Annotated in this window: 18 protein-coding genes; 16 read left to right on the top strand and 2 right to left on the bottom strand. The window is 42.5% G+C overall.

Annotated features, from left to right (window positions below):
• The first annotated feature begins 61 nt into the window (after nucleotides 1-61).
• Genes I2I33_RS16515 through I2I33_RS16480 form a run of 8 tightly spaced genes read left to right on the top strand, consistent with a single transcriptional unit; the run spans nucleotide 62 to nucleotide 9,671 of the window.
• A complete protein-coding gene (locus I2I33_RS16515; RefSeq protein ID WP_087419720.1) occupies nucleotides 62-952 on the top strand; it encodes an ABC transporter ATP-binding protein in 891 nt (296 codons plus the stop codon).
• 4 nt (nucleotides 953-956) lie between these two features.
• Nucleotides 957-1,634, top strand: a complete 678-nt coding sequence (locus tag I2I33_RS16510) for a hypothetical protein (protein WP_087419721.1) — start codon at nucleotides 957-959, stop codon at nucleotides 1,632-1,634.
• A gap of 2 nt (nucleotides 1,635-1,636) precedes the next feature.
• Complete coding sequence (locus I2I33_RS16505) at nucleotides 1,637-2,866, top strand: DUF4857 domain-containing protein (protein WP_087419722.1); 1,230 nt, start codon at nucleotides 1,637-1,639, stop codon at nucleotides 2,864-2,866.
• Nucleotides 2,867-2,882: 16 nt separating this feature from the next.
• Complete coding sequence (locus tag I2I33_RS16500; protein ID WP_087419723.1) at nucleotides 2,883-3,773, top strand: ABC transporter ATP-binding protein; 891 nt, start codon at nucleotides 2,883-2,885, stop codon at nucleotides 3,771-3,773.
• Nucleotides 3,774-3,777: 4 nt separating this feature from the next.
• Nucleotides 3,778-4,443, top strand: a complete 666-nt coding sequence (locus I2I33_RS16495) for a hypothetical protein (RefSeq protein WP_087419724.1) — start codon at nucleotides 3,778-3,780, stop codon at nucleotides 4,441-4,443.
• Between the two features lie 13 nt (nucleotides 4,444-4,456).
• The gene (locus tag I2I33_RS16490) at nucleotides 4,457-5,698 is read left to right on the top strand and encodes a DUF4857 domain-containing protein (protein ID WP_162613702.1); all 1,242 of its coding nucleotides are present in this window, start codon (nucleotides 4,457-4,459) and stop codon (nucleotides 5,696-5,698) included.
• Nucleotides 5,699-5,705: 7 nt separating this feature from the next.
• A complete protein-coding gene (locus I2I33_RS16485) occupies nucleotides 5,706-6,353 on the top strand; it encodes a YiiX/YebB-like N1pC/P60 family cysteine hydrolase (RefSeq protein WP_229128350.1) in 648 nt (215 codons plus the stop codon).
• Between the two features lie 51 nt (nucleotides 6,354-6,404).
• Entirely contained in the window at nucleotides 6,405-9,671 is a 3,267-nt protein-coding gene (locus I2I33_RS16480; protein WP_087419726.1) for a hypothetical protein, read from the top strand.
• A gap of 53 nt (nucleotides 9,672-9,724) precedes the next feature.
• Here I2I33_RS16480 and hutH read toward each other — a convergent pair whose 3' ends face one another.
• Nucleotides 9,725-11,221, bottom strand: coding sequence for a histidine ammonia-lyase (gene hutH, locus I2I33_RS16475; RefSeq protein WP_195666852.1), 1,497 nt, complete (start codon nucleotides 11,219-11,221; stop codon nucleotides 9,725-9,727).
• A 239-nt stretch (nucleotides 11,222-11,460) separates the two neighbouring features.
• The gene (hisS, locus tag I2I33_RS16470; RefSeq protein WP_087419728.1) at nucleotides 11,461-12,831 is read right to left on the bottom strand and encodes a histidine--tRNA ligase; all 1,371 of its coding nucleotides are present in this window, start codon (nucleotides 12,829-12,831) and stop codon (nucleotides 11,461-11,463) included.
• Nucleotides 12,832-13,212: 381 nt separating this feature from the next.
• Here hisS and I2I33_RS16465 point away from each other — a divergent pair, with 381 nt between their 5' ends.
• From I2I33_RS16465 to I2I33_RS16430, 8 genes are all read left to right on the top strand, one after another.
• Nucleotides 13,213-13,797, top strand: a complete 585-nt coding sequence (locus I2I33_RS16465; RefSeq protein WP_087419729.1) for an RNA polymerase sigma-70 factor — start codon at nucleotides 13,213-13,215, stop codon at nucleotides 13,795-13,797.
• Nucleotides 13,798-13,848: 51 nt separating this feature from the next.
• A complete protein-coding gene (locus I2I33_RS16460) occupies nucleotides 13,849-14,370 on the top strand; it encodes an FUSC family protein (RefSeq protein WP_087419730.1) in 522 nt (173 codons plus the stop codon).
• Between the two features lie 313 nt (nucleotides 14,371-14,683).
• On the top strand, nucleotides 14,684-15,853 hold the full coding sequence (locus I2I33_RS16455; protein WP_087419731.1) for an AraC family transcriptional regulator: 1,170 nt from the start codon (nucleotides 14,684-14,686) through the stop codon (nucleotides 15,851-15,853).
• 96 nt (nucleotides 15,854-15,949) lie between these two features.
• Nucleotides 15,950-17,113, top strand: a complete 1,164-nt coding sequence (locus I2I33_RS16450; protein ID WP_087419732.1) for a FecR family protein — start codon at nucleotides 15,950-15,952, stop codon at nucleotides 17,111-17,113.
• 170 nt (nucleotides 17,114-17,283) lie between these two features.
• Entirely contained in the window at nucleotides 17,284-20,757 is a 3,474-nt protein-coding gene (locus I2I33_RS16445; RefSeq protein WP_087419801.1) for a SusC/RagA family TonB-linked outer membrane protein, read from the top strand.
• Between the two features lie 3 nt (nucleotides 20,758-20,760).
• Nucleotides 20,761-22,314 carry a RagB/SusD family nutrient uptake outer membrane protein gene (locus I2I33_RS16440; protein WP_087419733.1) on the top strand — a complete coding sequence of 518 codons (1,554 nt, stop codon included), beginning with the start codon at nucleotides 20,761-20,763 and terminating at the stop codon, nucleotides 22,312-22,314.
• A gap of 11 nt (nucleotides 22,315-22,325) precedes the next feature.
• Complete coding sequence (locus I2I33_RS16435) at nucleotides 22,326-22,958, top strand: hypothetical protein (protein WP_087419734.1); 633 nt, start codon at nucleotides 22,326-22,328, stop codon at nucleotides 22,956-22,958.
• 32 nt (nucleotides 22,959-22,990) lie between these two features.
• A complete protein-coding gene (locus I2I33_RS16430; RefSeq protein WP_087419735.1) occupies nucleotides 22,991-23,518 on the top strand; it encodes a hypothetical protein in 528 nt (175 codons plus the stop codon).
• Nucleotides 23,519-23,896: the final 378 nt, after the last annotated feature.

The raw sequence follows: 23,896 nt of genomic DNA, 5'->3' as shown, positions 1-23,896 counted from the left end.
TCTATTGTCTGGAAATAGACGTTTTGTATGTAAAAATTATATATGTTTAAAAAAATGAATTATGGAAGAGAATGTGATTGAGTGTAAAAACCTGACTCATTACTATGGTTCCCGATTGATCTATGAGAATTTGAATTTTTCGGTGAAGAAAGGGCATATCATGGGATTGTTGGGAAAAAATGGGTGTGGTAAAACGACCACGATCAATATTTTGAATGGTTTTCTTCAACCTCGTTCCGGAGAATGTTTGATCTATGGTGAGAGTACACAGAATCTGAGCCCGGAAACCAAACGTCGTTTGGGATATTTGATAGAAGGGCATATTCAGTATTCGTTTATGAATATCTATCAGATCGAGAAGTTTTATTCCGGTTTTTACAAAAATTGGAATCGGGATGCTTATTTCGAACTGATGAACCGGATGAAAATATTACCCTCGCAAAAAGTATCGAGTATGTCTTGTGGACAGCGGGCTCAAGTGGCATTGGGGTTGATTCTGGCACAGGACCCTGATCTGTTGATTTTAGATGACTTCTCGTTGGGACTGGATCCCGGTTACCGTCGTTTATTTGTTGATCATATGCGAGAGTATGCAAAATCCGGAAATAAAACCGTATTTCTGACTTCTCATATTATTCAAGATATGGAACGTCTGATTGATGATGTCTTGATTATGGATTATAATCGGGTATTGATGAGAGGATCGGCATCCGAATTTATGGAAAAATTCCATCAGTTTACTTTTGATCTAGACAGGGATGATCTGGATTTTAAGTCAGATCCTCTGATTGTTGAGGCTGATCGTATAAAAAATCACTATGAAATTTACACTTATGCTTCAGAAAGTGAAGTAAAAGCGATGTTAGAAACGAAAGGATTGGCGTATCGAAATTTTGCATCCGTAAAGATGACGTTGGAAGATGCATTTATTGGTTTAACTGGAAAATATTAAAAATATGATATTACACCTTTTTTATAAGGAATGGTTAAAGACCCGGTGGGCAGCTTTTTTTGTCTCTCTCGTTGGTCTGGCAATTGTTGTCTATATATTTTTGGATGTGGATAACAACGTGCGAATGAAAGGTTCGTTCAATTATTTGATGAGTGTTTTCTACGGAATGCCTCAGGCAAACTATTATAATGCTCTGATCAAATATGTCCCTTTATTAATCGGGGTTTGTATCGGTTTGTCGCAATATGTACCGGAAGTGTTGGATAAACGAATCAAGTTGACACTTCATCTCCCTTTGCGTAACACAATGGCTTTGTACACGATGCTTTGTTATGGATTTCTTTTGTTAATCTTGTCGTATGGAGTGGTGTTTGGGACATTCTTTTATTTGAATAACAGCTATTTCCCTTTCGAGGAAAGTTGGGCGGTACTTACTTCCATGATGCCTTGGCTCTTGGGTGGAATTGCGGCTTATTTCATGATTGCCATGATCGCCATGGAACCTAATTTATTCTACCAATTTATTTATGCACTTGTGGCCTATTATCTGGTGAAACAATTCTATATCGGAGTGGAACATGCGGATACCCGCCATATCATTCCGGCGTTAGCCATCATGGCTTTTGTGCCGTGTACGGCATTATTGTATACATCATATCGGTTTATGAAAGGAGAGAGATAATTATGACAGCAAAAGTAGTACGAATCATAATGATACTGTTGACGGTTTTTATAGCGTCAATAGTTCTACCGGATTTTTATAAAACCTCGTTCAGACGGAATGTAAAATATGTCTCGCTGAATTATAGTGAGGTGACTAAACAGTTTGTGATATGGGGATTAAAAGATGGTGTTCTGTTAGATACGCTTGGAAATGAATATTCTCGTCAGGAATATGAACGGATGGTGCCTTTCTCCAGTATGCCGCAATTACTAAAACGGAATGAATTCCCGGATACCGTGGCCGGTGTACCGGTGACTCCTCAGCTTGTGGCGGAAAATAATTATCGGCATATCGTAAATCTGACAGAACGGGGTCGGTATTATGCCATGTCTCCGCTTGTTCACGGGGGTACGGATCGTGTCGGGTATATTTACACAAATGATATGATGCGGGTAAACCGGAACGGGATTGAATTCTATAACTGCGAGGATGGACGAGTAGATAAAGAAAAAAGTGCCCTTTTTGATCAGGAACTACGGAAATTGGGCTATTGTCCTCCGGCAAAAAAATTGTATGGTCGATCTGCTACCGGGTATAAGCGGGATGACGGTTTATTCTTTGTGGATAGTAAAGATCAGTTATTTCAAGTACGCTACCATGCTTATAAGCCGGATTGTCGTAAAATCGAACTTCCCGATCAGATCAAATTGCGAAGAGTTGAATGTGAACCCGATCATCCGGAAGTTGTGGCTTATCTTTTTGGAGATAATAACGGAGTATATATTCTGACCGTGGACAATCAGATTATCAAATTGGATTTTGATGAGTTTAACTACGATCAATTTAAAGTTTTTGATGTGATGGGTAATCTCTTCTACCACATGATCTCTATCCAGAAAGATGGTTACGAGAAACTATATATTTTTGACCGGGACTATAAACTACTGGATAAATACGGGGTTCATTCCGACGTGTATGAAGAATCGGCTGCGGGAGTTGTTGAAGGCTTCCTCTTCCCGTTTGTAACTTCCACCTACTCTTATATTAATGGATATTATATAAGTTCCGAGGGACAACCATTCGTCAAGTTCATTTGGTTGAATCTCGTGTTAGCCGGAGTTCTATTGTATATAAAACGACGTAAAGGTTTGAATGTGAAGAAGCCGTTCCATATCATTGATCTATTCATGGTCGTGGCATTTGGAGTCTTTGGATTCATAAGCGTGTTGATTTATCCGATTCGAAAATAAATTAATCTAGATAGTAATGGAAGAAAATATAATAGAGTGTAAAAATCTGACCCACTATTATGGGAAACGGTTAATCTATGAAAATCTCAATTTTTCGGTGAAGAAAGGGCATATCATGGGATTATTGGGAAAAAACGGATGTGGTAAAACGACCACGATTAATATATTGAATGGCTTTCTGCAACCTCGTTCCGGGGAGTGTTTGATTTATGGGGAATCGACCCAGAATTTGAGTCCGGAAACAAAACGGCGTTTAGGATATTTGATCGAGGGACATATACAGTACTCGTTTATGAATATTTACCAGATCGAGAAATTTTATTCCGGTTTTTATAAAAACTGGAATCGGGATGCCTATTTTGATCTGATGAAAAGGATGAAAATACTTCCTTCTCAAAAAGTTTCCAGTATGTCATGCGGCCAGCGGGCTCAAGTGGCTTTAGGACTGATTCTTGCTCAAGATCCGGATTTGCTGATCTTGGATGACTTCTCTCTAGGATTAGATCCCGGCTATCGTCGCTTGTTCGTGGATCATATGCGTGAATATGCCAAGGCCGGAAATAAAACCGTATTCTTGACCTCTCATATTATTCAGGATATGGAGCGATTGATCGATGACGTGTTGATCATGGATTATAACCGGGTATTAATGCGAGGATCGGCATCTGAATTTATGGAAAAGTTCCACCAGTTTACATTTGATCTGAACCGGGATGATGTGAATCTTAAAGAAGAATCACTGACTGTTGAGATGGATCGAATTAAAAATCACTATGAACTTTACACGTATGCATCGGCAGAAGAAGTACAGGCCATGTTGCAGGCAAAAGGGTTGGAATATTCTGATTTTAAACCTGTAAAGATGACTTTGGAAGATGCTTTTATTGGTTTAACAGGTAAATATTAAGATTATGGCATTACATCTTTTTTATAAAGAATGGTTAAAAACGAAATGGTTTGTACTTGCTTCTCTGGTGTTGGGAGTGGGAACAATATTATATGCATTCATTGGCTTGAATAGCAATATTATAAATGCTGATGGAGGATCGAATTATGTTTTTGAATGGTTTACACAAGCCGGACGGCCGCATTATGGGATTTTCAAGAATATCCCTTTTATCATTGCCTTATTGATTGGTGGATCGCAGTATTTGCCGGAGGTCCTGCAAAAAAGAATCAAATTAACCCTGCATTTACCGTTGAATGAAATTGTGATGCTTTACACGATGGTTTTATATGGGTTTCTCATGATTCTTTCATTGATGGTCATCTTCATGATACTGTTTTTCACGATAGACCTTTATTTCTTTCCGGTGGAGATGCATGTTATGGCTATAAATGCTTTCTTGCCTTGGATATTGGGAGGATTCACGACCTATTTCTTCGTGGCAATGATTGCCATGGAACCCAGTTGGAAATTCCGGTGTTTATATGCGATCGTGGTGTATGAATTATTGGATATTTATCTGTTGGGAGGTAATATGTCGAATCTCTATGTACTAATGATTATAGTACTGGTCATCGCGAGTCTTGGAATGATATATACGGCTAATCGTTTTAAAATAGGAGAAAAATAATATGATACCAAAGATGATAAGATTAGCTCTGGTGCTATTGGCTGTATTGGTAATGGCGTTGGAGTTCCCTAAAATATATAAGAAAACATTCGAACAAAGGGAAAGACGTACTCAGCTCGTATTTAGCGAGATATTGAATGATTTTGTTACCTTGAAATATGAATACGACACGGTACAGTTACGTGAGATTCAGGTCGGAAGAGATCGGGCCGGAAATACTTACGACACGAAAGCATTGATGGATATATTCCCGATGAAGAATTGTCGGCAATTAATGTACGAGAACCGGTTCCCCGATACAATTCGCGGGCAACACGTGACCTTACAGATGATACAGGATGCGGCACGTTTCCCCTTGTTCCTTGGGGCTGGACCCGGACGAAAATCTTTGTTGTGGATGTTCGAATCCCATACGGATCGGATAAAAATGGAACTTCCTGAAGATATGTTTCGCTTGACAGATGACGGGATTGAATTTATTGAAACGGATATTAATCGGGTTAAAGGCGTGAATAAGGAAAAGAGTGAACGTTTTACCCGGGCCATGAAGAATGAAGGCATACAATTCCCGATAAAGAATATTTATGGACTTCCTTCCACTTCCAAATCAAAAGATGATGGCTATTTTATGGTGGACAATAAGGACGATTTTTTCCATTTAAAAATGTATGATGGAGAACCTCAATGTCATAAAATACCTCTTCCTGTCGGTATGCAGGTAAATGGAATGAATTGTCTGGTGGATAATGTAAATTATGGATACGTGTACGATCAGAACTATAACATCTATTTGATGCGTATCAAAGATTATAGTTTCTTCCAGCTCCCGATATATGATTACAAGGACTATGGGAGTCTGATTACGATGAGTGAGGACCTTTTCTTCTATACCTATCAATTGTACGGTTTGGATCGTGTGAAAATTTACGTGGTGGACAAGGAGCATAATTTGCTGGCTTCCGAAACATTGGTTTATCCTCTTTACGAAAATTCGAAAGTGGGACAGAGAGAGAACTATGTATTCCCCTTTAAAGCTCGTTTCACCCGTGATGGAGCCAAAAAGTTGAAAGTGGAGGCCTATGATATGCAACGGTTTATTTATTTGAATATAGCGTTAACCTTATTGTTACTCTGTATCAGGTTGTACCATAAACGGAGTATGCGGAATTTATTTAATTATTTGGATCTGGCCGTGACATTGGTATGTGGAATTTATGGTTTTATTGCCGTACTTATTTTCCCGAATCGTAAATAATGACAGCATGATGAAAAAAATTATATTAAGCTTGGGCGTTTTGTTACTAACGATAGCTCTTTACGCCCAAAAACCTTTTGATCTGAAAACAGGAGATATCCTGTTTCAGACCAATAAGGCTCGAACCTCTTTTGTGAAGGCAATCGAAAACGTGACAACCAGTTTGGATGATTTGAACTTTTCCCATGTTGGGGTTGTGCTGGTTGAGGATGGACAGGTTTTCGTGTTGGAGGCCACTCAGCCCGACGTTTGTAAAACCCCGTTAGAAAAATTTCTTAAACAGGCTAAATCCGTGAACGGGAATCCGTTGGTTGTGGTCGGGAGGCTGAAACCGAAATATCAGAAGTCCATTCCCCGTGCGATAGAAATATTGAAGTCATTTTTAGGGAAACCTTATGATTACGTGTTTTTACCGGATAATGATAAATATTATTGTAGTGAGATCATCTATTTGGCTTTTTTGCGTCCTAACGGGAAGCCGATTTTCAAGGCGACTCCAATGTCATTTAAAGACAAGGAGACGGGTGAAACCAGTCCCTTGTGGAAGAAACATTTCGAGCGCCATAAAACTCCGATCCCGGAGGGTATTCTTGGAACAAGCCCCGGTGAGATGTCTCGTTCTAAAGCGATAAAGATCGTACACCGTTATTTTTAAACGGGATTCAATTCGCTCCGTTGTTTGAATTTCAATTAAAACCAATAAAGTATGGCACTTGATAAAATTCGACTAATTGCAAGTTATGAGAGAAAGATCATTCGGCGACATTTGTTGTTTTGGATTTTTCTTATTTGTATTGTTTTTGGAATTACAGGTGTACAATGGTATTTACAAGTAGATTCCACTGTATGGGTGGAATCTGCTTTATCTGCTACGGTACCTTACATGAACGCATGGTTGTTCAATTTGTTACAATCTTTATTGGTTATCTTTGTCGGGGTGGAATTTGTCTGGAGGGATCGGCAGTTAGGTACCAATGAAACCTTTTTAAGTCGTTCCGAGACAAACGTGGAGTATATGTTTGGAAAGATATGGGGAGTAATGAAGATCTGTCTCTTGTTGAATCTTGTTTCAATAGGAATCGCTATCATGATTCATTTGTTATTCATGGAGACGGTAGCTTTTAATCCATTTCTCTATTTGTTTTATTTATTGACGTTGACTTTCCCTGCCTTGGTGTTTGTTCTTGGAATCTCGTTGTTTGTTGCGATGTTGATTCGTAATCATTATCTGGTATTATTGCTTTTGATGATTGGGTTCATCGGGTGTTATTTTGCCGCTCCGTGGACATTATATGGAATGTTTGATCCATGGGCTCGTTCCCAGCCGTTGTTATTTTCTGATGCAATCGGTTTTGCCAATATCGGGATCTTCCTGTTACATCGCTTGGCATACTTTTCTTGTGGAGTCGGTCTGATATTTTTGTCGATGCTGTTAATGAAACGTATGGATGATAAACGTTCTGCTTTTCGGAAAGTATTGGGAATCTTAGCGGGTGGTTTCGTCCTATTGGGAATCTTAGCGGGTACATTATATTTGAATACTTACCTGGATATAAATCAACGACGTGTAAGATTCAGGATTGCTCAGGAAAAATATATGAAGAATGATCGGGTCCAGATTGTCTCCAACCGTATGGTGTATAAACAATCCGGGAACAGGCTGAACGTTGAAAGTCTTTTACTTCTGGTGAATAAGAGTAAGCAACCGATAGACTCCCCGATACTTTATTTGAATCCCGGATTAGGCATTGTTTCTTTGACAAGTGAAGGGCAGGAGTTGGCTTATAATCGAGAAGGACACGTGGTTGTCATGAATCGGAAAATGGAGTGTGGGGAGGAATTACCTTTGCGGGTAGAATATGAGGGAACAATTGATGAGGCTATTTGTTATTTAGAACTATCTGATGAAGAATATCATAATACGCGAATGGGAGTTCTTCCGTTTTCTGCTGATCCATCGGGGAAGATGCCTAAAACCCGGCATGAACTGTATAGTAATGGAGGACGTTTTGCCCATGTTGGGAATAAATATACAATTCTTTTGCCCGAATGTTTGTGGTATTTATCGGCAGTACCACCAGTGAACCTGCAAATGCCTTCAATGAAAGATTTCGATTTCACGGATTATCAATTGGAGGTGGAAGGGCAAGAAGGTAAGGCTGTTATTTCTCAAGGCTGCATGGAGAGAAATGAAAAAGGGATTAGTTATTCCAATGCTCATCCGTTGCCTCGTCTCAGTTTATGTATAGGGGATTATGAACAGAAGACGATAACCGTTGATTCACTTTCATTCGGGATATATTATTTCCCGGGGCATGATTTTTGGGTTAAAGATCATCGTTTGTCGTCAGATTCCTTGAGATTATTAATATCTGATCAGTTGGGAATGTTGAAACATCAAATAGGAAATTCACTTCCAACAAATCGTTTGTCAATAGTCGAAATGCCATTGAATTTTAGAGCTTATCTTAGACAGGGCCAATTGGGAAGTAATTTCGTACAACCTGAATTTGTGTTCTTCCCGGAGAAACTTTTTACCGAATCCTATCGGTCGATGAAGGATATTTTGAAAGTAATAAAGACCGAGAGAGTTCTTGAGAGAGAAGGGGTTGTTCTGCGGTCAAACGTGATAAATCGTTTTTTCGAACCGATTTATAATATTATGCCTATGTATCAGGAATTTCGAGCCACAATATATTCGGATAAGTTTCCTTGTATTGGAGATTTGATATACGAGATGCGGTTTTCCGGTCAGTCTAAAGATCATTTATCATTAAATGAAAAGGTGAAAATCATTCAATATTGGGATGGAAAAAGCTTGCGTGGAGCATTGATGGATAGGGATAATCCGGTTGAATACATGATGCTCAAAAAGAAAAGAGAGCATATCAATTCATTAATTGCGACTCAGGTAGAGATGATGTATATGTGGGATTTTATCGAGGATTTTGTAAAACGTCATTCTTTTCAACGAGTTGATTTTGATGTTTTTGCTCGTGAATTTAAAGATCAATTCAATGTGAATATAGATAGTCTGTTGGATCGCTACTATGATGATAATCAACTACCAATCTTGTTTGTTCAAGACTTGAAAATGGAATCTTATAATGATATTCCCTTAGGGTATTGTAAGGTATATAATCCTTCGGATGTCGATGGTATACTAAAGGTGGATGGGTATGATCAGAAATTACGTCGGCAACGGCCGAACTATTTTTTAATTCCAGCGAAAAGTTGTAAAGAGGTTCGAGTGAGGAACTATACTATACCGAGTTTTTCCGTGGAACTGGGTTTATGTTGTAATTTACCTGATAGAATTTCTATAATGTACAATGATACAGAGAAAACAGAGTGGGATTGGGAAGGAATTAGAGATGCTGATAGTAGTAGTTTTAGGTTATCGCCGAATGAAATTGTTGTGGATAATGAAGATGTCGGTTTCCGTTTGGTGGGAAAGGATAAGCGTAAGAAATGGGGCGAACATCTTCAAGAAGAACGAGAGTACCAGAGTGTGGAGGATGTGGGTGATGAATGGATTCTTTCAATTTCTTCTTCTTTATATGGGTATAAAATAAAGAGTGCTTACTGTAAAAAGGCTGGGATTGGGGAAGAGTATGCCGAGTGGATAGTGAAGATTAAAGAACCGGGAAAATATCGTGTTGTCGCTCATGTCCCGGAATCTTTGTATGCAACCTTCTTGGGTTCCTTTTTGAAAAATGCAAGGTTGTATTATCAAGTATTTTCGGAGGAAGGAGATACTTATGTAGAACTGGATCTGAACGAGGAAACCCCGGGATGGATTGAGTTGGGAACATATGAGTTCCGTGAGGGGGATTACTTTGTACGATTAAGTGATAAGGGTGGAACTGATTTGCAACCGGTAATAAAAACAAGAATGTTAAGAAGAAATACAAATGTTACTTGTTACCAAATAATCATTGCAGATGCCGTGAAGTGGGTTAAAGTCGAATAATGATATGAAAAAAGCCGGTTCTTACCGGCTTTTTTCATATCACGATATTGATTTTATTCGAAGTTAGCAAATTCTCCTTGTTTCAAGAATTCAACGGCAGCCTCAATGTCTTGGTACATTACCCGGTCTTGGCTGTTGAACGGTACGATGGTACGGAATTCTGCCAAGAAGTTTTCCAGATATTCTGATGTTTTCGTCGGACGTTGCATATCGATGGCTTGTGCGGCGTTCATCAATTCGATAGCTAACACGCGTTCCACGTTCTCGATTACTTTCACGGTCTTGGTTGCGGCGTTACCACCCATGCTGACATGGTCTTCCTGCTCGTTGGAGGACGGGATGGAGTCCACGGAACACGGGGAACACAATTGTTTGTTCTTGCTGACAATAGCGGCAGCGGCGTATTGCGGGATCATGAAACCGGAATTCAAGCCGGAATTGGCAACGAGGAATTCAGGTGTTTTACGATCTCCGGCAATCAAACGGTATACCCGTCTTTCTGAGATACTACCCAATTCAGCAATAGCGATGCTCAAGAAATCTAATACCAGTGCTAGCGGTTCACCGTGGAAATTACCCCCGGAAATGATCAAATCGTCCTCCATGAAAATCGTCGGGTTATCGGTTACCGAGTTGATTTCCCGTTCAACGACAGAGGCCACGTAAGCCACGGTGTCTTTCACTGCCCCGTGTACTTGCGGCATACAGCGGAAAGAGTACGGGTCTTGCACGTGAGTTTTTTCCATTTTCTGGAATTCTGAACCTTCCAGTAAGGTGCGGATATTGCGAGCCGTTTCAATTTGTCCCGGATGAGGACGGGCCTCGTGAATTTGTGGTAAGAACGGGTCGATACGTCCGTCGTATGCTTCCAGTGATAACGCCCCGATAATGTCAGCGTATTTTACCACTTTGAAGGCATTCAATAAAGCGTAAACAGCATGAGAACTCATGAATTGAGTACCGTTCAACAAGGCCAATCCTTCTTTGGCTCCCAGTTGGATGGGTTCCCAGCCAAATTTGGCATTAATTTCTTTTGCTGGATAGATTTTTCCCTTGTAGAATACTTCACCCTCGCCGATCAACGGCAAGAACAAGTTTGCCAGTGGGGCCAAGTCTCCGGATGCACCCAAAGAACCCAACTCTTTCACCACGGGAAGAACGTCATGGTTGAACATATCGATAATACGTTCTACTGTCACTTGTTGTACCCCGGATTTTCCTAAAGAGAGAGCATGAGCCTTCAACAACAGCATCAAACGGATAATATCTTTATGCACGGGTTCTCCCAAGCTACAAGCGTGAGACATTACCAAATTAGCCTGTAATTGGCTTAAGTCTTCTTGCGAAATAGAAATTTTGCATAGAGAACCGAACCCGGTCGTAATTCCATACAACGGTTTGTCTGAGGTTGCGATCTTGTGATCCAAGTAAGCCTTGCAATCATTGATCAGTTTCTTGCTTTCGTCTGATAAAGCTAACTTATACTTTTTAGTTAAGATTTTTTCGATTTGCTCGAAAATTAATTTCTCTGGGGTTATATAATGAGTCATTGGAATTTTAGATTTTAAATTTTAGATTTTAAATTGTACGCACACGAGCGAGGCGGGAGCCTGGCGAGTTTGTAAGGGCTATAAGGTTCATAAGGTAAACTTTCGGTTTTTAAAGTTTCGTTACTTTATAAACTTTATGGACTTTACAAACTTTATAAACAGCTTCCCGATCACGGGAATCTGACATCAAATCCGTGGCTTTTCAGCGGACGTTGTTCTTTGCGATAGAGTTGCATATTTTAATTCTCGCTTTTTAGTTTGTCAACCAGGCTGGAAACGGCTACACTTTCTTGTTCTCCGGTGAGCATATTTTTCAGCGTGACCACGTTATTGTTTATTTCGTTTTCACCGACTAAGGCCACGTAGGGAATACTCTTTTTGTCGGCGTAAGTCATTTGCTTCTTCATCTTGGCGGCTTCAGGGTATATCTCGGAGTTGATTCCCGCGGCCCGTAGGGTTTTCAGCACGGGAAGACAGAAAGCCTCCTCTTTTTCCCCGAAGTTCACGAAAAGTACACGGGTCGTTGCCGTGGAATCCTTGGGGAAGATGTCCAGTTGGTTCATCACGTCGAAGATACGGTCGGCCCCGAAGGATATGCCGACACCCGACATATTTTTCATCCCGAAGATACCGGTCAAGTCGTCATAACGTCCCCCCCCGGTGATACTCCCGATCTCCACGTCCTTGGCTTTTACCTCGAAGATGGCTCCGGTGTAGTAGCTCAAACCTCGGGCAAGTGTTAGGTCCAGTTTTACTTCCGTTTGGATGTCCAGTTGATTCAGGTAACGGAACACGGTGGAGAGTTCTGCAACTCCTTTTAATCCGGTTTCGCTGCCTTTCAGGACTTCTTGTAAGCGGGTCAATTTCTCCTCGTTGGAACCTTCCAAGCGTAGAATCGGCTGTAATTTCTCGATGGCCTCTTCTGACACTCCTTTTTCCCGGAGTTCGGCGTTCACGTTCTCGGCACCGATCTTGTCCATCTTGTCAATGGCAACGGTGATGTCAACCAGCTTGTCGGGATGCCCGATTGTCTCGGCAATTCCCGCCAACACTTTCCGGTTGTTGATCAACAAGCGTACGTTTATTTTCAGCCGTTTGTACACCTCGTCCACGATTTGAACCAATTCCACCTCGTTCAGCAAGGAATCACTTCCCACGACATCCACGTCACACTGGTAGAACTCGCGATAGCGTCCCTTCTGCGGACGGTCAGCCCGCCACACGGGTTGAATCTGGTAGCGCTTGAACGGGAACGATATTTCATTCTGGTGTTGTACCACGAATCGGGCGAAAGGCACAGTCAGGTCATAACGCAATCCCTTCTCGCAAATCTTGTTGGTCAACCGGGGAATATTGCGTTCCTCCACTTCGCTATTGGTGACAGGTGCCAAGAAATCCCCGGAGTTCAGTATTTTGAAAAGTAATTTATCCCCTTCCTCGCCGTATTTCCCCATGAGGGTCGAAAGATTTTCCATTGCCGGAGTTTCCAACGGCAGGTAACCATAGAGTTTGAATACGGATTTGATCGTGTCGAATATATAATTTCTTTTCACCATAACTTCCGGTGAATAGTCTCTTGTTCCTTTCGGGATAGATGGAGTCTGTGCCATGTCTTCTTTTTTAGCTTTTATCTTAATAGTGATGCAAATATAAACGATTCTGATTTCTTTTGAAACTCTTCGGTGGAATAAATATTGGGTGTTGACGGAGTGGTCTTGTATTTTTAAGATAAAACCATTGAAATATCTGGGATATATATAAGTAATAATTCTCTATAAGCCTTGTTTCAGGCTTTTCTCCCCTTTTCCCGTGTATGGTAAAAGGGCTATGAAAGGGGAATGAAAGGGCGTGGAATGGGACATGGGGGATTATTACCTTGTGAAAGGGTTGGTATTGCGATAGTATTAAGCTGTCTTTTATTTGTAATTTCCCGGCATGAGGGGAATAAATTATAAAGAGAATCATTACTTTTGTTATAAATATTATGGCTTATGCAGGATGAGTTAACTTTGTTCCGGAAAATGCAGGAAGGGGATTGGAATGCGTTCAATTCTTTTTTCGAGTCTTACTCGGAACGGTTATACCTTTACGCGTTAGGTTTTGTCGGGAACCGGGCGGAAGCGGAGGACATCGTGCAGGATACGTTTATTTACCTATGGGTCAACCGGGCGAAAATCTCTCACTCGGGATCGATCTATGCTTATTTAAGTCGTTCAGTCAAGAATTCTTGTATTGATCGTAAACTTCACGAGGAGGTGAAACAAAGGTACCAGCGGGAAATGATGGCGTCAGGGGAAGAAGTAAGTGAGGATTCTGAGAGTTTCGAAGAGTTGTACGAGCGATTGCAAATCGTGATGGATAGCTTGCCGCCCAAGTGCAAGGAGATTTTTATTTTGGGATGTGTCGAGGGATTGAGTTACAAGGACGTGGCCGAACAATTGGGCGTGTCCGTGAATACCGTGAAGACACAGGTCAAGGTCGCTTACAAGAAAATTAAATCCGAGTTTGGCGATCGGGATAAAAATTTCATGTTAATCCTGTGTAATTCTTTTTTCAAAGAAGAGGTGGAGAAATAGGTTGTAACTTTTCTTCCGTGGGAACGGTAAAAGCTAGAAAATCTGTTTTTTATGAAGTTAGACGTGAAACGAGTATTTCATCCGGTGAGCCCATTGATGGCCACGGCGAAAGGGGTGGCCGTACTTTTGTCCTATTTGGTTGGGGCTTACCTCACGGGGCATTTTCACGTGGAATCCCGTTGGATGGGGTCCATGCTTGCGGTAATCTCCGCGATTGTCGTGTTGCAGGAAGACGTGAAAACTTCTATTCATCAGGGAGGTCTGCGGGTGTTCGGGACGTTTATCGGGGCCGTGATTGCTTACGTGTATCTACTTCTTTTTCCATTCACCCTTTTGGGAATGATTGTCACCGTGTTTTTATTGGATATTTTATGTATGCTTTTGGGCATCCCCGATGATGGTAAGATGGCCACCATTACTTTGGTAATTATCCTGCTTATATCTAAAATGTCTCCCTCGATTTCTCCTTTCGTGAATGGTGTCCTGCGCTTTAGTGAGGCCACAGTTGGAGCTTTGATCGGGATCGCTTTGGCATGGGGTGTGGAGCAGATCAGGAAAAGGACGAATCATTGATCCTTTTCCGGGGCTGGGGGCTTGTCATCCTTTTCTCTTCCGGGTTTAGTTCCCCTTTGGCTTAACGGTTGAGCCCAGAAATCGATAAAATCCCATCGCCAGACCGAATCTGCAAGGTTTATTTCAAATAAGTTTTCGTCATCCATCGTTTTATCAATAAAAATTCTTACCGATAAAAGTAGGGTAAAGATGGAAACTTCAACGTGCAAAGTATATAAATCGACCGTTCAAATCGTTCAAAAGTAAGAAAAAACGACGTGACAAATTGTACGATATGCGCTTGTAGAGGGAGAATTTTGAATGATATGCACAAATGATGATAATTAAAGAGCTTGTTTGCCAGAATGTTATTGTACGTTTTTTGATATATTTGCATGATATGAGTATGCAAACATGGATTTCGATTCTCACGAACCTGTTTCCGGTGATCTCGGCCTTGACCTGTTGCCTGTTAATGATACTTACCTACAAGGATAGTGTGCGGGAGGAAGAGCGTTACTTGAAACGGGGGTTATTCTTTTTCTATTTCTCGGTCGCTTTCGGGTGGGCCTGCGTGATCATCTACACGTGGTCGCCTCGTCTTTTCGTCTATTTGAATAGCTTGTGTTATTGTTCATTTATCATGATGTCCGTGACATTCTATCATGTTGTTTTCTGGTTGACGCGGGTGGATTCTTCCGAGCATTTTTCCATGCGGCACTACTATCTGCCCGTGTTGATCCCGGTGGTTCTCCTTGTGTGGAGCCTTTTCGTGCCTTTGGACGTGCAGGTGGCGATCGTGGCCGTGGATAGCCCGCTGGAAGATGTTTATTTTTATTTTACTCGTTTTTTCACTTCCCAGTTGATGGTGGCGTTCCTGTTTTGTCTTTGTTATACTTTGCTGGGGCTGAAACGTCTGTTCCGCTACTGGCGTGTTATGCGGGAACGGTTGGGAGATATGAAAGAGCCTCCCTTGCGTTGGCTGGGATGCGTGTTGCTCTTGTTTCTCTTTTCTTTATGTATGCCCTTGTTGGATCCTCTTTTCGCCGAGAGTTACTGGCTTGATTTTCTCCCGATTGGAATTTTGTTGTTACAATATTCGATCGTGGCTTATAATATTATTGTCGGAAATTACGTTTTGTGTTCTTGCGTGGAGGAATCGTCCGGTGATCGGCAGGAGATCAAAAAAACGCCCCTACTGAACAAGGAGAGGTTCGAGAAATATATCCGGGAAGAAAAGCCTTACTTGAACCCGGAATTGAAAATAACGGACCTGACCGGGGAGTTACAGACCAATCGTACGTATCTTTCCACGTTTATTAACCGTACGTATGGGATGAATTTTAATACCTATATTAATGATTGTCGCCTGCGTGAAATGAAAGCTTTTTTGGCTGATTCAACTTGTGCGGGAGTGAGCATGACGGATTTGGCGATTCGTGCCGGTTTTGGTTGTTATCATAGTTATCGACGGGCAAAAAAGAGAAATATCACAAATTTCTAAAAAAAATCATGATTTCTTTTCACCCTAATTGATCTGTTTCTCGCTTTACGTGTAGAAAGCTGAAAAGGGAAGGCTTTACTCTAAAAACGAGATAATATGAGTACAAAAGATGAAAAATATTGGTTACAGGCGATATTGGAGGGCAAGGTCAAGCCGGGAGATGCCGAGTGGGAGAGAATATGGAAGGAGAGGGATTTTACCGCTGTGAGGCGTGTGTTGAGAGAAGTCGGGATGTGGAAAAAGGATGAGTTGGTGGCGGATCGTGAAAAGATGTGGCAAGTCATCGAGCAATACCGGGGTGAAGGAATGAACCGGAGGCGTATTCCTGTGTGGCGTTGGGTGGCTGCCGTGATGTTACCTTTGTTATTGGGTGGAACTTTATGGATGAATCTGCGAGAGAAAAGGGAGATGCTTGTTGCGGAAGTTGTACCGGAGATTGAGGCAGGAACACCTCGTGCCGTATTGCTTATGGAACAAGGGGAAAGGATAGACTTGTCTCTATTTGCCGGTGATACGATTTTGAATAAAGGAGATGTCCGAATCCGGCTCGATTCCTCTAAAAGCGTGACGTATGAACGGGTGACCGGGACACCCGCTAAGATCGAGTACAACACGATCATCGTACCTCGCAAAGGCGAATATCAATTGATTCTGGCTGATGGTTCGAAAGTTTACTTAAATTCGGAATCAAAACTTCGTTTCCCGACTCGTTTCGAGGGAAAGGAGCGGCGGGTGTATCTGGAAGGGGAAGGGTATTTTGAGGTGGTGAAGGATACTGCGAAACCTTTTATCGTGGAGGCGAAAGAGGTGGATGTACGTGTACTGGGAACGAGTTTTAACGTGAGTGCTTATGTTTCGGAACAGGCTGTACGGACGACGCTCGTGGATGGTAAAGTGCGGGTTGGAGATCGGTTAACCGGAAAGGGTGAGATTATTTTACCGGGGCAACAAGCGGAATGGGAAGACGGAACTTTTACGACAAAAGAGGTCGACACGTCAATTTATACCGCTTGGATCAACGGGAAATTCTATTTCGAGGGAGCCACGTTGGAGGAAATTGCGTCACAACTGGAACGTTGGTATGACATCGATTTCTTCTTTACTTCCGAGAACGTGAAACGTTTTGCTTTTGCCGGGGTGATTAACAAGGAATATTCAGCAAACAAGATATTCTCGATTATCGAGAAAACCACGCGGGTACGCTTTAACGTGAACGGCCGGGTGGTGACGGTGAGTGAAATAAATAATAAACAGGAATAATTAAAAACAAACCGGGAATTGCAGCAACAACTCCCGGTGTGGTAAACGTCCCCCGGGGACTCGCGATCCCTGAAGGATGATTGTTTAACTCTTATTACAAAAGTATGAAAAAAAATCGAACGGGCACGTGGATTCCGTTAAGAAATCGGTGTGCCAAAATTTTGATGATTATGAAATTGACTTTTTTGATGATGTGTGCGTTTGTTTTTTCCCTATCGGCGGGAGTGAGGGCACAGGATCAGATGGTAACGCTGAAAGTGGAAGGAATGCCTTTTACCAAGGTTATTTCCGAGTTGAAACGTCAGACGCAACTGGACTTCTTTTATAGTTTTGACGAGGTGGACGTGAAACAAACGATTTCTCTGGATGTTAAAAACACGAAGATTGATGAGGTGTTGCAACAAATACTTGGAGGTAAATTTACTTGGGAATATATCGATCGAATGGTGATTATCAAGCCTGCCACTCCCGATGAACCGGAAAAGAAATCATTGCGGGTGAAGGGATTCGTGTACGATATGCAAAGAGTTCCCATGCCCGGTGTGACGGTGAAGGTGGCGGGTGTATCTTTGGGGACGGCAACGGATACGAGGGGATGGTTCGCTATGGATTTACCTGTGACGAGTGGTACGTTGGAATTTTCTTTTGTAGGCTTTAAAAAGAAAATGGTTACTTTTAATGCACAAACTGATACGTTGCGTATAGTTTTGGAGGAAGACATACAGGCATTAGATGAAACCATCGTGGTTGCTTACGGGGAAACGACCCGTAGAAAATCAACGGGCTCAGTTTCGGTCGTGAAGGCTGATGAAATGAAAGGTATCCCATCTTCAAGCATAGCCTCGCTTTTACAGGGGCGTGTTGCAGGTATGGATATCACGCAAATGTCCGGTTCTCCTGGGGGTGGGGGAACAGCCGTGATTATTCGAGGCTACAACTCCTTGGATGTCGAGCAAGGGCGTCGATTTTCCGACCCCTTGTGGGTGGTCGATGGTGTACCGATGAACTCTTTTACCTCGCCGATATCGGGAACGAATTTGCTTTCTGATTTGAATCCGGAAATGATTGAATCCGTGCAAGTACTGAAAGATGCTTCTGCCGCGTCCATCTATGGTTCGAGGGCGGCAAACGGGGTTATTCTTGTCACCACGAAAAAAGGAAAAAAGAACCAGAAAGCAAATTTCGCCGTCAATTTTTCTCAAACTTGGAGTATTCTCCCGCGGCTTCCGGACGTGACGATCGGGCGGGCCGAGCGATGGTTGCGATTAAAACAGGCTAAAAATAACGTTTTTGCTTACTTGGATCCGAAGACCAATCAATATAAATACCCGGAAAGCTTGCGCGAGCAATATGAAAATAGTAATCAGAGTGCCGTTTACGATAAAAATTTTGTCGTGGTGCCCAGTACGTACCCGGGTACTACTTTGCAAGATAGCTTGAACCCCTTTTATAATAATGCGACCAATTATTTCCCCGTGTATTACGTGAAAGGAAAAGTGACTAACGCAAATATTCAGACTTACGGGGGAGGCGAAAATATGAGTTACGGGTTAGGTTTGGGATACTACAAGGAGGATGGTGTTTTCAGGGGAACGGGCTACAACCGGGTGGATTTGAACTCTTCCATGAACGTGATCCCCGTGAAGAACTTGAACGTGGATATGCGTTTCAATGCCTCTTTGGCCAATCGTAAGCGGGCAACCAAATCCGAAATGTTGGGTTCGTCGGCTCCTTCAGTGGAGGTTGTGCCGGGAGAACCTCTTGAATTGAATTCTTTCTTGCCGGGCGAAGGATCCGTTCCGTGGAATGCCGTGTTGGAGGCTTACGAGGGGACGAAAGAGAAGAATCGTAATGTTCGTTTGCGTGCTAATTTTAGGGTCGGGTATCAACCTATCCAGGGATTGGACATCACGACGATGTTGGCGGCGGACTATTCGGTTGACCGGCGAAATTATTTCCAGCCCTCTTACTTGAGTGACGATGGTTTTTCCAAGAGCATGGGGGAAACGGGAGTCAATTTGATGGTATTGAACGAGAATTTGATTTCTTACAAACGAACAATCAAAGAAGATCACTCCGTTAGTTTCGTGGGTGGATTCTCTTACCAGTATGACCAGGCGGAATATAATGGTGGTTCCGCTCAAAATTCCCCTTCTGATAAAATTTATTACGCACCTGATGGCTTGCCCGTATTAGGAAACGTGTCGACTACAGATATGTGGGGAGAAACTTACGAGAAACCGGTCGCTTTCCAACGTTACGTGTCAGATATGCAGGAAAAGAGTTTGATATCCTATTTTGCTCGTTTGGAGTACGATTTCCGGGGAAAATATATGCTGTCTGCCAGTTTTCGGCGGGATGGAAGTTCAACTTTCGGGGCCGATAATCGGTGGGGAACTTTCCCCTCGGTAGCGGCAGCTTGGACTTTCACGGAGGAGAATTGGGTAAAGGATAATTTGGGTTGGCTCTCTTTCGGTAAATTGCGTGCCAGTTGGGGGCGTTCCGGGATGCACTTTTCACAATGTTATTTGGCATTGGGTGAGTTAAATCTTGGTGGTGTTGTGCATGGTGATGCCTATGTATCAGCTTCCCCTGATGGGGGTATGTATAATCCTGCTTTGTCTTGGGAAGAAACGGATCAGTATGATTTTGGTTTGGATATGGATCTATTTAATTATCGGTTGACTGTCACGGCCGATTACTATTATCGTTACACGGATAAGATGTTAGCGAAAATTCCACTACAAGGTAGTCATAGCGGGTATGTCACTCAATGGCAAAATGCGATGGCGATTTCTAACGAAGGCATGGAGATTATGATTAAGTATGATATTTTCCGCGAAAAAGATTTGTATTGGAAAATTTCCGTGAATGGAGCCAAAAATTGGAATAGATTTCAGAAATCGTATAATGGAAGAGATTACGGGGGGCGAATTATCGGTAAGCCTTTGAATGGAATATATGCATTCTTGACTGACGGTTTCGTTGATTCGTATGATGATTTAAAATTGTATCATAATGCGGCTGGTATGGGATATTATGTTGTGAAAAACGAGATGTTCAAGAATTATATGATAAAAGAAGGGGATATAAATTACGTGGACGTGAATGGCGATGGTGTTATTGATGGTAACGACCAAGTGTACATGGGAAGCACCTTACCTGAAATAAGCGGGGGTATTGTGAACGAGCTTCGTTGGAAAAATTTTGACCTGAACATGTTGTTGTCTTACTCGATAGGTCGTCATGCGGTGAATACTTTGGTTTCGGGAAGTGTAGAGGGTAGGAGTGTTACACCTTTGCTTTTTAATCCGGACAAGATTACTTTCTGGGAAAAACCGGGAGATAAAGCTGATTATGCGGCGGTTGGTAGAGAACGATGGGGATTGGTGGATTATAATGTCGAGAAAGTAAATTATCTGAGGTTGAAAAGTTTAACTGTTGGTTATTCTTTGCCTCGGCGTTGGTTACAGAAAATGGGAATGACAGAATTACGTTTATTCGTGAGTGGAGAGAATTTATTGACCTGGACAAACTACTCCGGGTTGGATCCGGAGACTATTGATTTGACAAGTGGGTATGATCAGAACAAAAACTACCCCTTGCCGAGAAAGTATACTTTAGGAATCACACTTAAATTTTAAACTATGAAGCATTGTTATATAATACTATTGTTACTATTGGGCACGATTAATTGGTCGTGCGAGGATGCTCTGACGATGACCCCGGAAGCCTCCGTGACCTTCGGGAATGCTTACCAAACGGAAAAAGATATCGAGAGTGCCATGTTGGCGATGGAAGGTGCGGTACGAAGTTTTGCGAGCCAGTATGTTCATTGGGCGTCTAAGTTGGGGGAGTTTGATGATTATTTTGATAATGGAGGGGGTTTTGCTCTTTTACAACCGGCCAAGTTGAACGGGTATACATATGGTTGGTATTCTGCATATAATATATTGAAAGAGGTCAATTCTCCTATACCTTTTTTGGATGATGTACCTATGACAGAGGAGCGGAGAAATTTTTACCGGGGGCAAATCCATTTTTACAAAGCATTTACCTATTTGCATTTAGTGAGGGATTTTGGTGATTGCATGTTGATTCGAGATGAGGTGATTTCCGGTCCTTTGGCACGAACTTCGTGGGTGGACGTGATTGATTACGCGATCGGAGAGGCCCGGGCGGCTGCGAATTTGTTGCCGGAATATTCGGAACTGAAAGATGCTGATGGAGATGTCGTTACTTACAAATCTATCCCCTGTAAAGGAGCTGCTAATGCGGTGTTGGCACATTTGTGCGCGTGGAAGGCCGGGTGTAAATACATGGCACCTTCAGTGAAATCCGGATATGATGACAGCGCCTTGTGGCAAGCGGTTGATTCGGCTTGTACGGCAATCATCAGTCTGGATGATGTCTATAAATTGGCTTCAAACCCGGAAGCGGTGTGTACTTCCGTGTTGGTCGGTGGCGATCGGGAAAGTATATACGAGAGTATTTTCCGTGGATTCGCTGATGAATTTGGTGAGATAAGTCCAACTTTTCTTCTGGCAGAAAGTAGGTATTGGCAGACTTATCCGGTAACTACATCGAGATTGACATTGTCGAGCGGGTGTCGAATGTTGGTTTCTTCCGTGCGGGAGATGTTCCCGACTCGAGAAGAAGGGGGAGAAAAGGTGACGGATTTACGGAGGGATGCCTATTTCTATAAATTGGACTCGTTGGCTCACGATACGTTGTTACCGCTCACGGAAGGTTATGCTTTCCCGTGGAAGTGGCGTTACGCTCGTTTGGAAACATCCGGGACGGGAACCGGGATGTTCCGGGGATACGATCAGAATAAGATATGGTTCCGCTTGGCGGATATCATCTTGTTGCGCGCGGAGAGCCGGGTACGTTTGGGAAATATCGAGGGAGCTATCGATGATTTGAATCGCATTCGGAAACGAGCTAATGCGAAGCCATACGAATCAGCCGAGGGTGATTTGCGTTACGCTATTTTCAAGGAGCGTGAAAAAGAGTTGTTGATGGAAGGTTCAAGATGGTACGATGTCTTGCGAAACGAGTACTACAAAACGGAATTATACGGGGGATATCGTTCGGTTTCACAACAAGATATATTGGATGGTTGTTTTTTTCTGATTGTAAATGGTGAAGCGAATAACACTTTGTTTGTACAATATCCTTTTTGGCAGAAATACCTTTAATAGACAATGAAATGAAAACTTTACAGTATATAAAAATCGTAGTGTGCCTTTGGGGGCTATGCGTGTCGTGTGATACGCAACAGAACGTGATAAACTCGGGTGTTTCCTCTCCTTATCACGATTGTACCATACTTGATTACTTGCGTGGAGATGAGTATAATTGGGAATTGACCGTGGCGATGATCGAGCGGGCGGGATTACAGGATTTATTCGAGGGGCGGGTGGATAGCTTGCCCGAAATCACGTTCTTTGCACCCCCGAGCTATTGTATCCTGCGTTACTTGTGGGATAATAATATGGAATCAGTGGACGAGTTGACACCGGAATTTTGCCGGAAAACCATGCTCGACCACGTGGTAAAGGGGAAATATTTGCGTAAAGATATAGCTTATCGTGATATAAACTTTTTGATCGAGGACCCGAGGCAAACCGGGGGAACACGATTTACCTCGCTTGGGGGACGTTCTTTGGTGGCTTATCTGGATAAACAAGAGTATAATGGCGTGCCGGAAGCTGGGGCGGATATCATGTTTTTATACTCGTTTTCGGTAACCCTCATGGTACCCTTAGCGACACCTGACATTCAACCGTGGCATGGGGTGGTTCATGCGCTGAATTATAATTTTGGGATAGGGAAAATTTAATGAATACCTGTAAATTTAAAAATCGAAAAACAATGAAAATATTATTCACTTGGATGGTAATGGCCGTGAGTCTGTGGTTTCTTGCGGCTTGTCAGGATGTTACACCGGGTTATTTGGAAACGGATAACGCCATATATAAACCGGATACACTGGTTATTCGCTCGGAATTGGATGATGATCCCGGGGAAATAAACCCGACTTACGAATTGTACCTTGGCTTCGGGTACTCGCCGGATATGATCGTGAATGTTTTGGGTATTCCTGAACGAATAAATGAGGGAGAGGATTATTATCGTGCGAAATGGGGTGCTCCCTGGACAAGTGTTGCCATACAAGGAGTCTTGGGGACTAACCCGATTTATATGGAAGTGGGAAATATCACTTCTCAAGATGGTGTTCCAGAGAAGTTGAGAGAGTATATTTCCGTGGGTGGGAATGGTGCGTTTGAAGTTCCTTTGGAACACGATATACCTGCGGGGAGTTACAAGATAACCTTGAATGTACATAACGAAGGGTATTCCCATGATTTGGTTGATTGTTTCACGATAATCGTGAAGTAACAAATATTCGTGGTGCGTTTACAAAGTTGCCCGGGGAGAGGGACTGTAGCCAACCGGTTTCTCTTCCCGGGCTCTTTTTTCTCCCTCACTTGTCCGGTGTTTCTCCGGAGTCTGCTACCCCTTGGACTATGACAAGGTCCCGGAAACTACAGTTTCCGGACACGTCATGAACTCCGGGGAGTGTTCATGGTATGTAGATGGTATGTAGATGGTATGTAGATGGTATGTAGATGGTATGTAGATGGTATGTTCATGCCCTAGTGGATCCCCGGCCTAACCCTGGTGTGAGGGCTGTGAGGCAGTCCATTTCCCGTAGTTTTCCCGTTGAAGAGAGGGAGAAGGCAGGGTTCAAAGACGTATCACATTCGAATCAAAGAC

It is taken from the genome of Butyricimonas sp. BSD2780061689_150309_C8, from assembly GCF_015560935.1.
GTDB lineage: Bacteria > Bacteroidota > Bacteroidia > Bacteroidales > Marinifilaceae > Butyricimonas > Butyricimonas paravirosa.
Note: the sequence above shows the minus strand (reverse complement) of the source record. Positions and strands in the feature narration are given on the sequence as shown.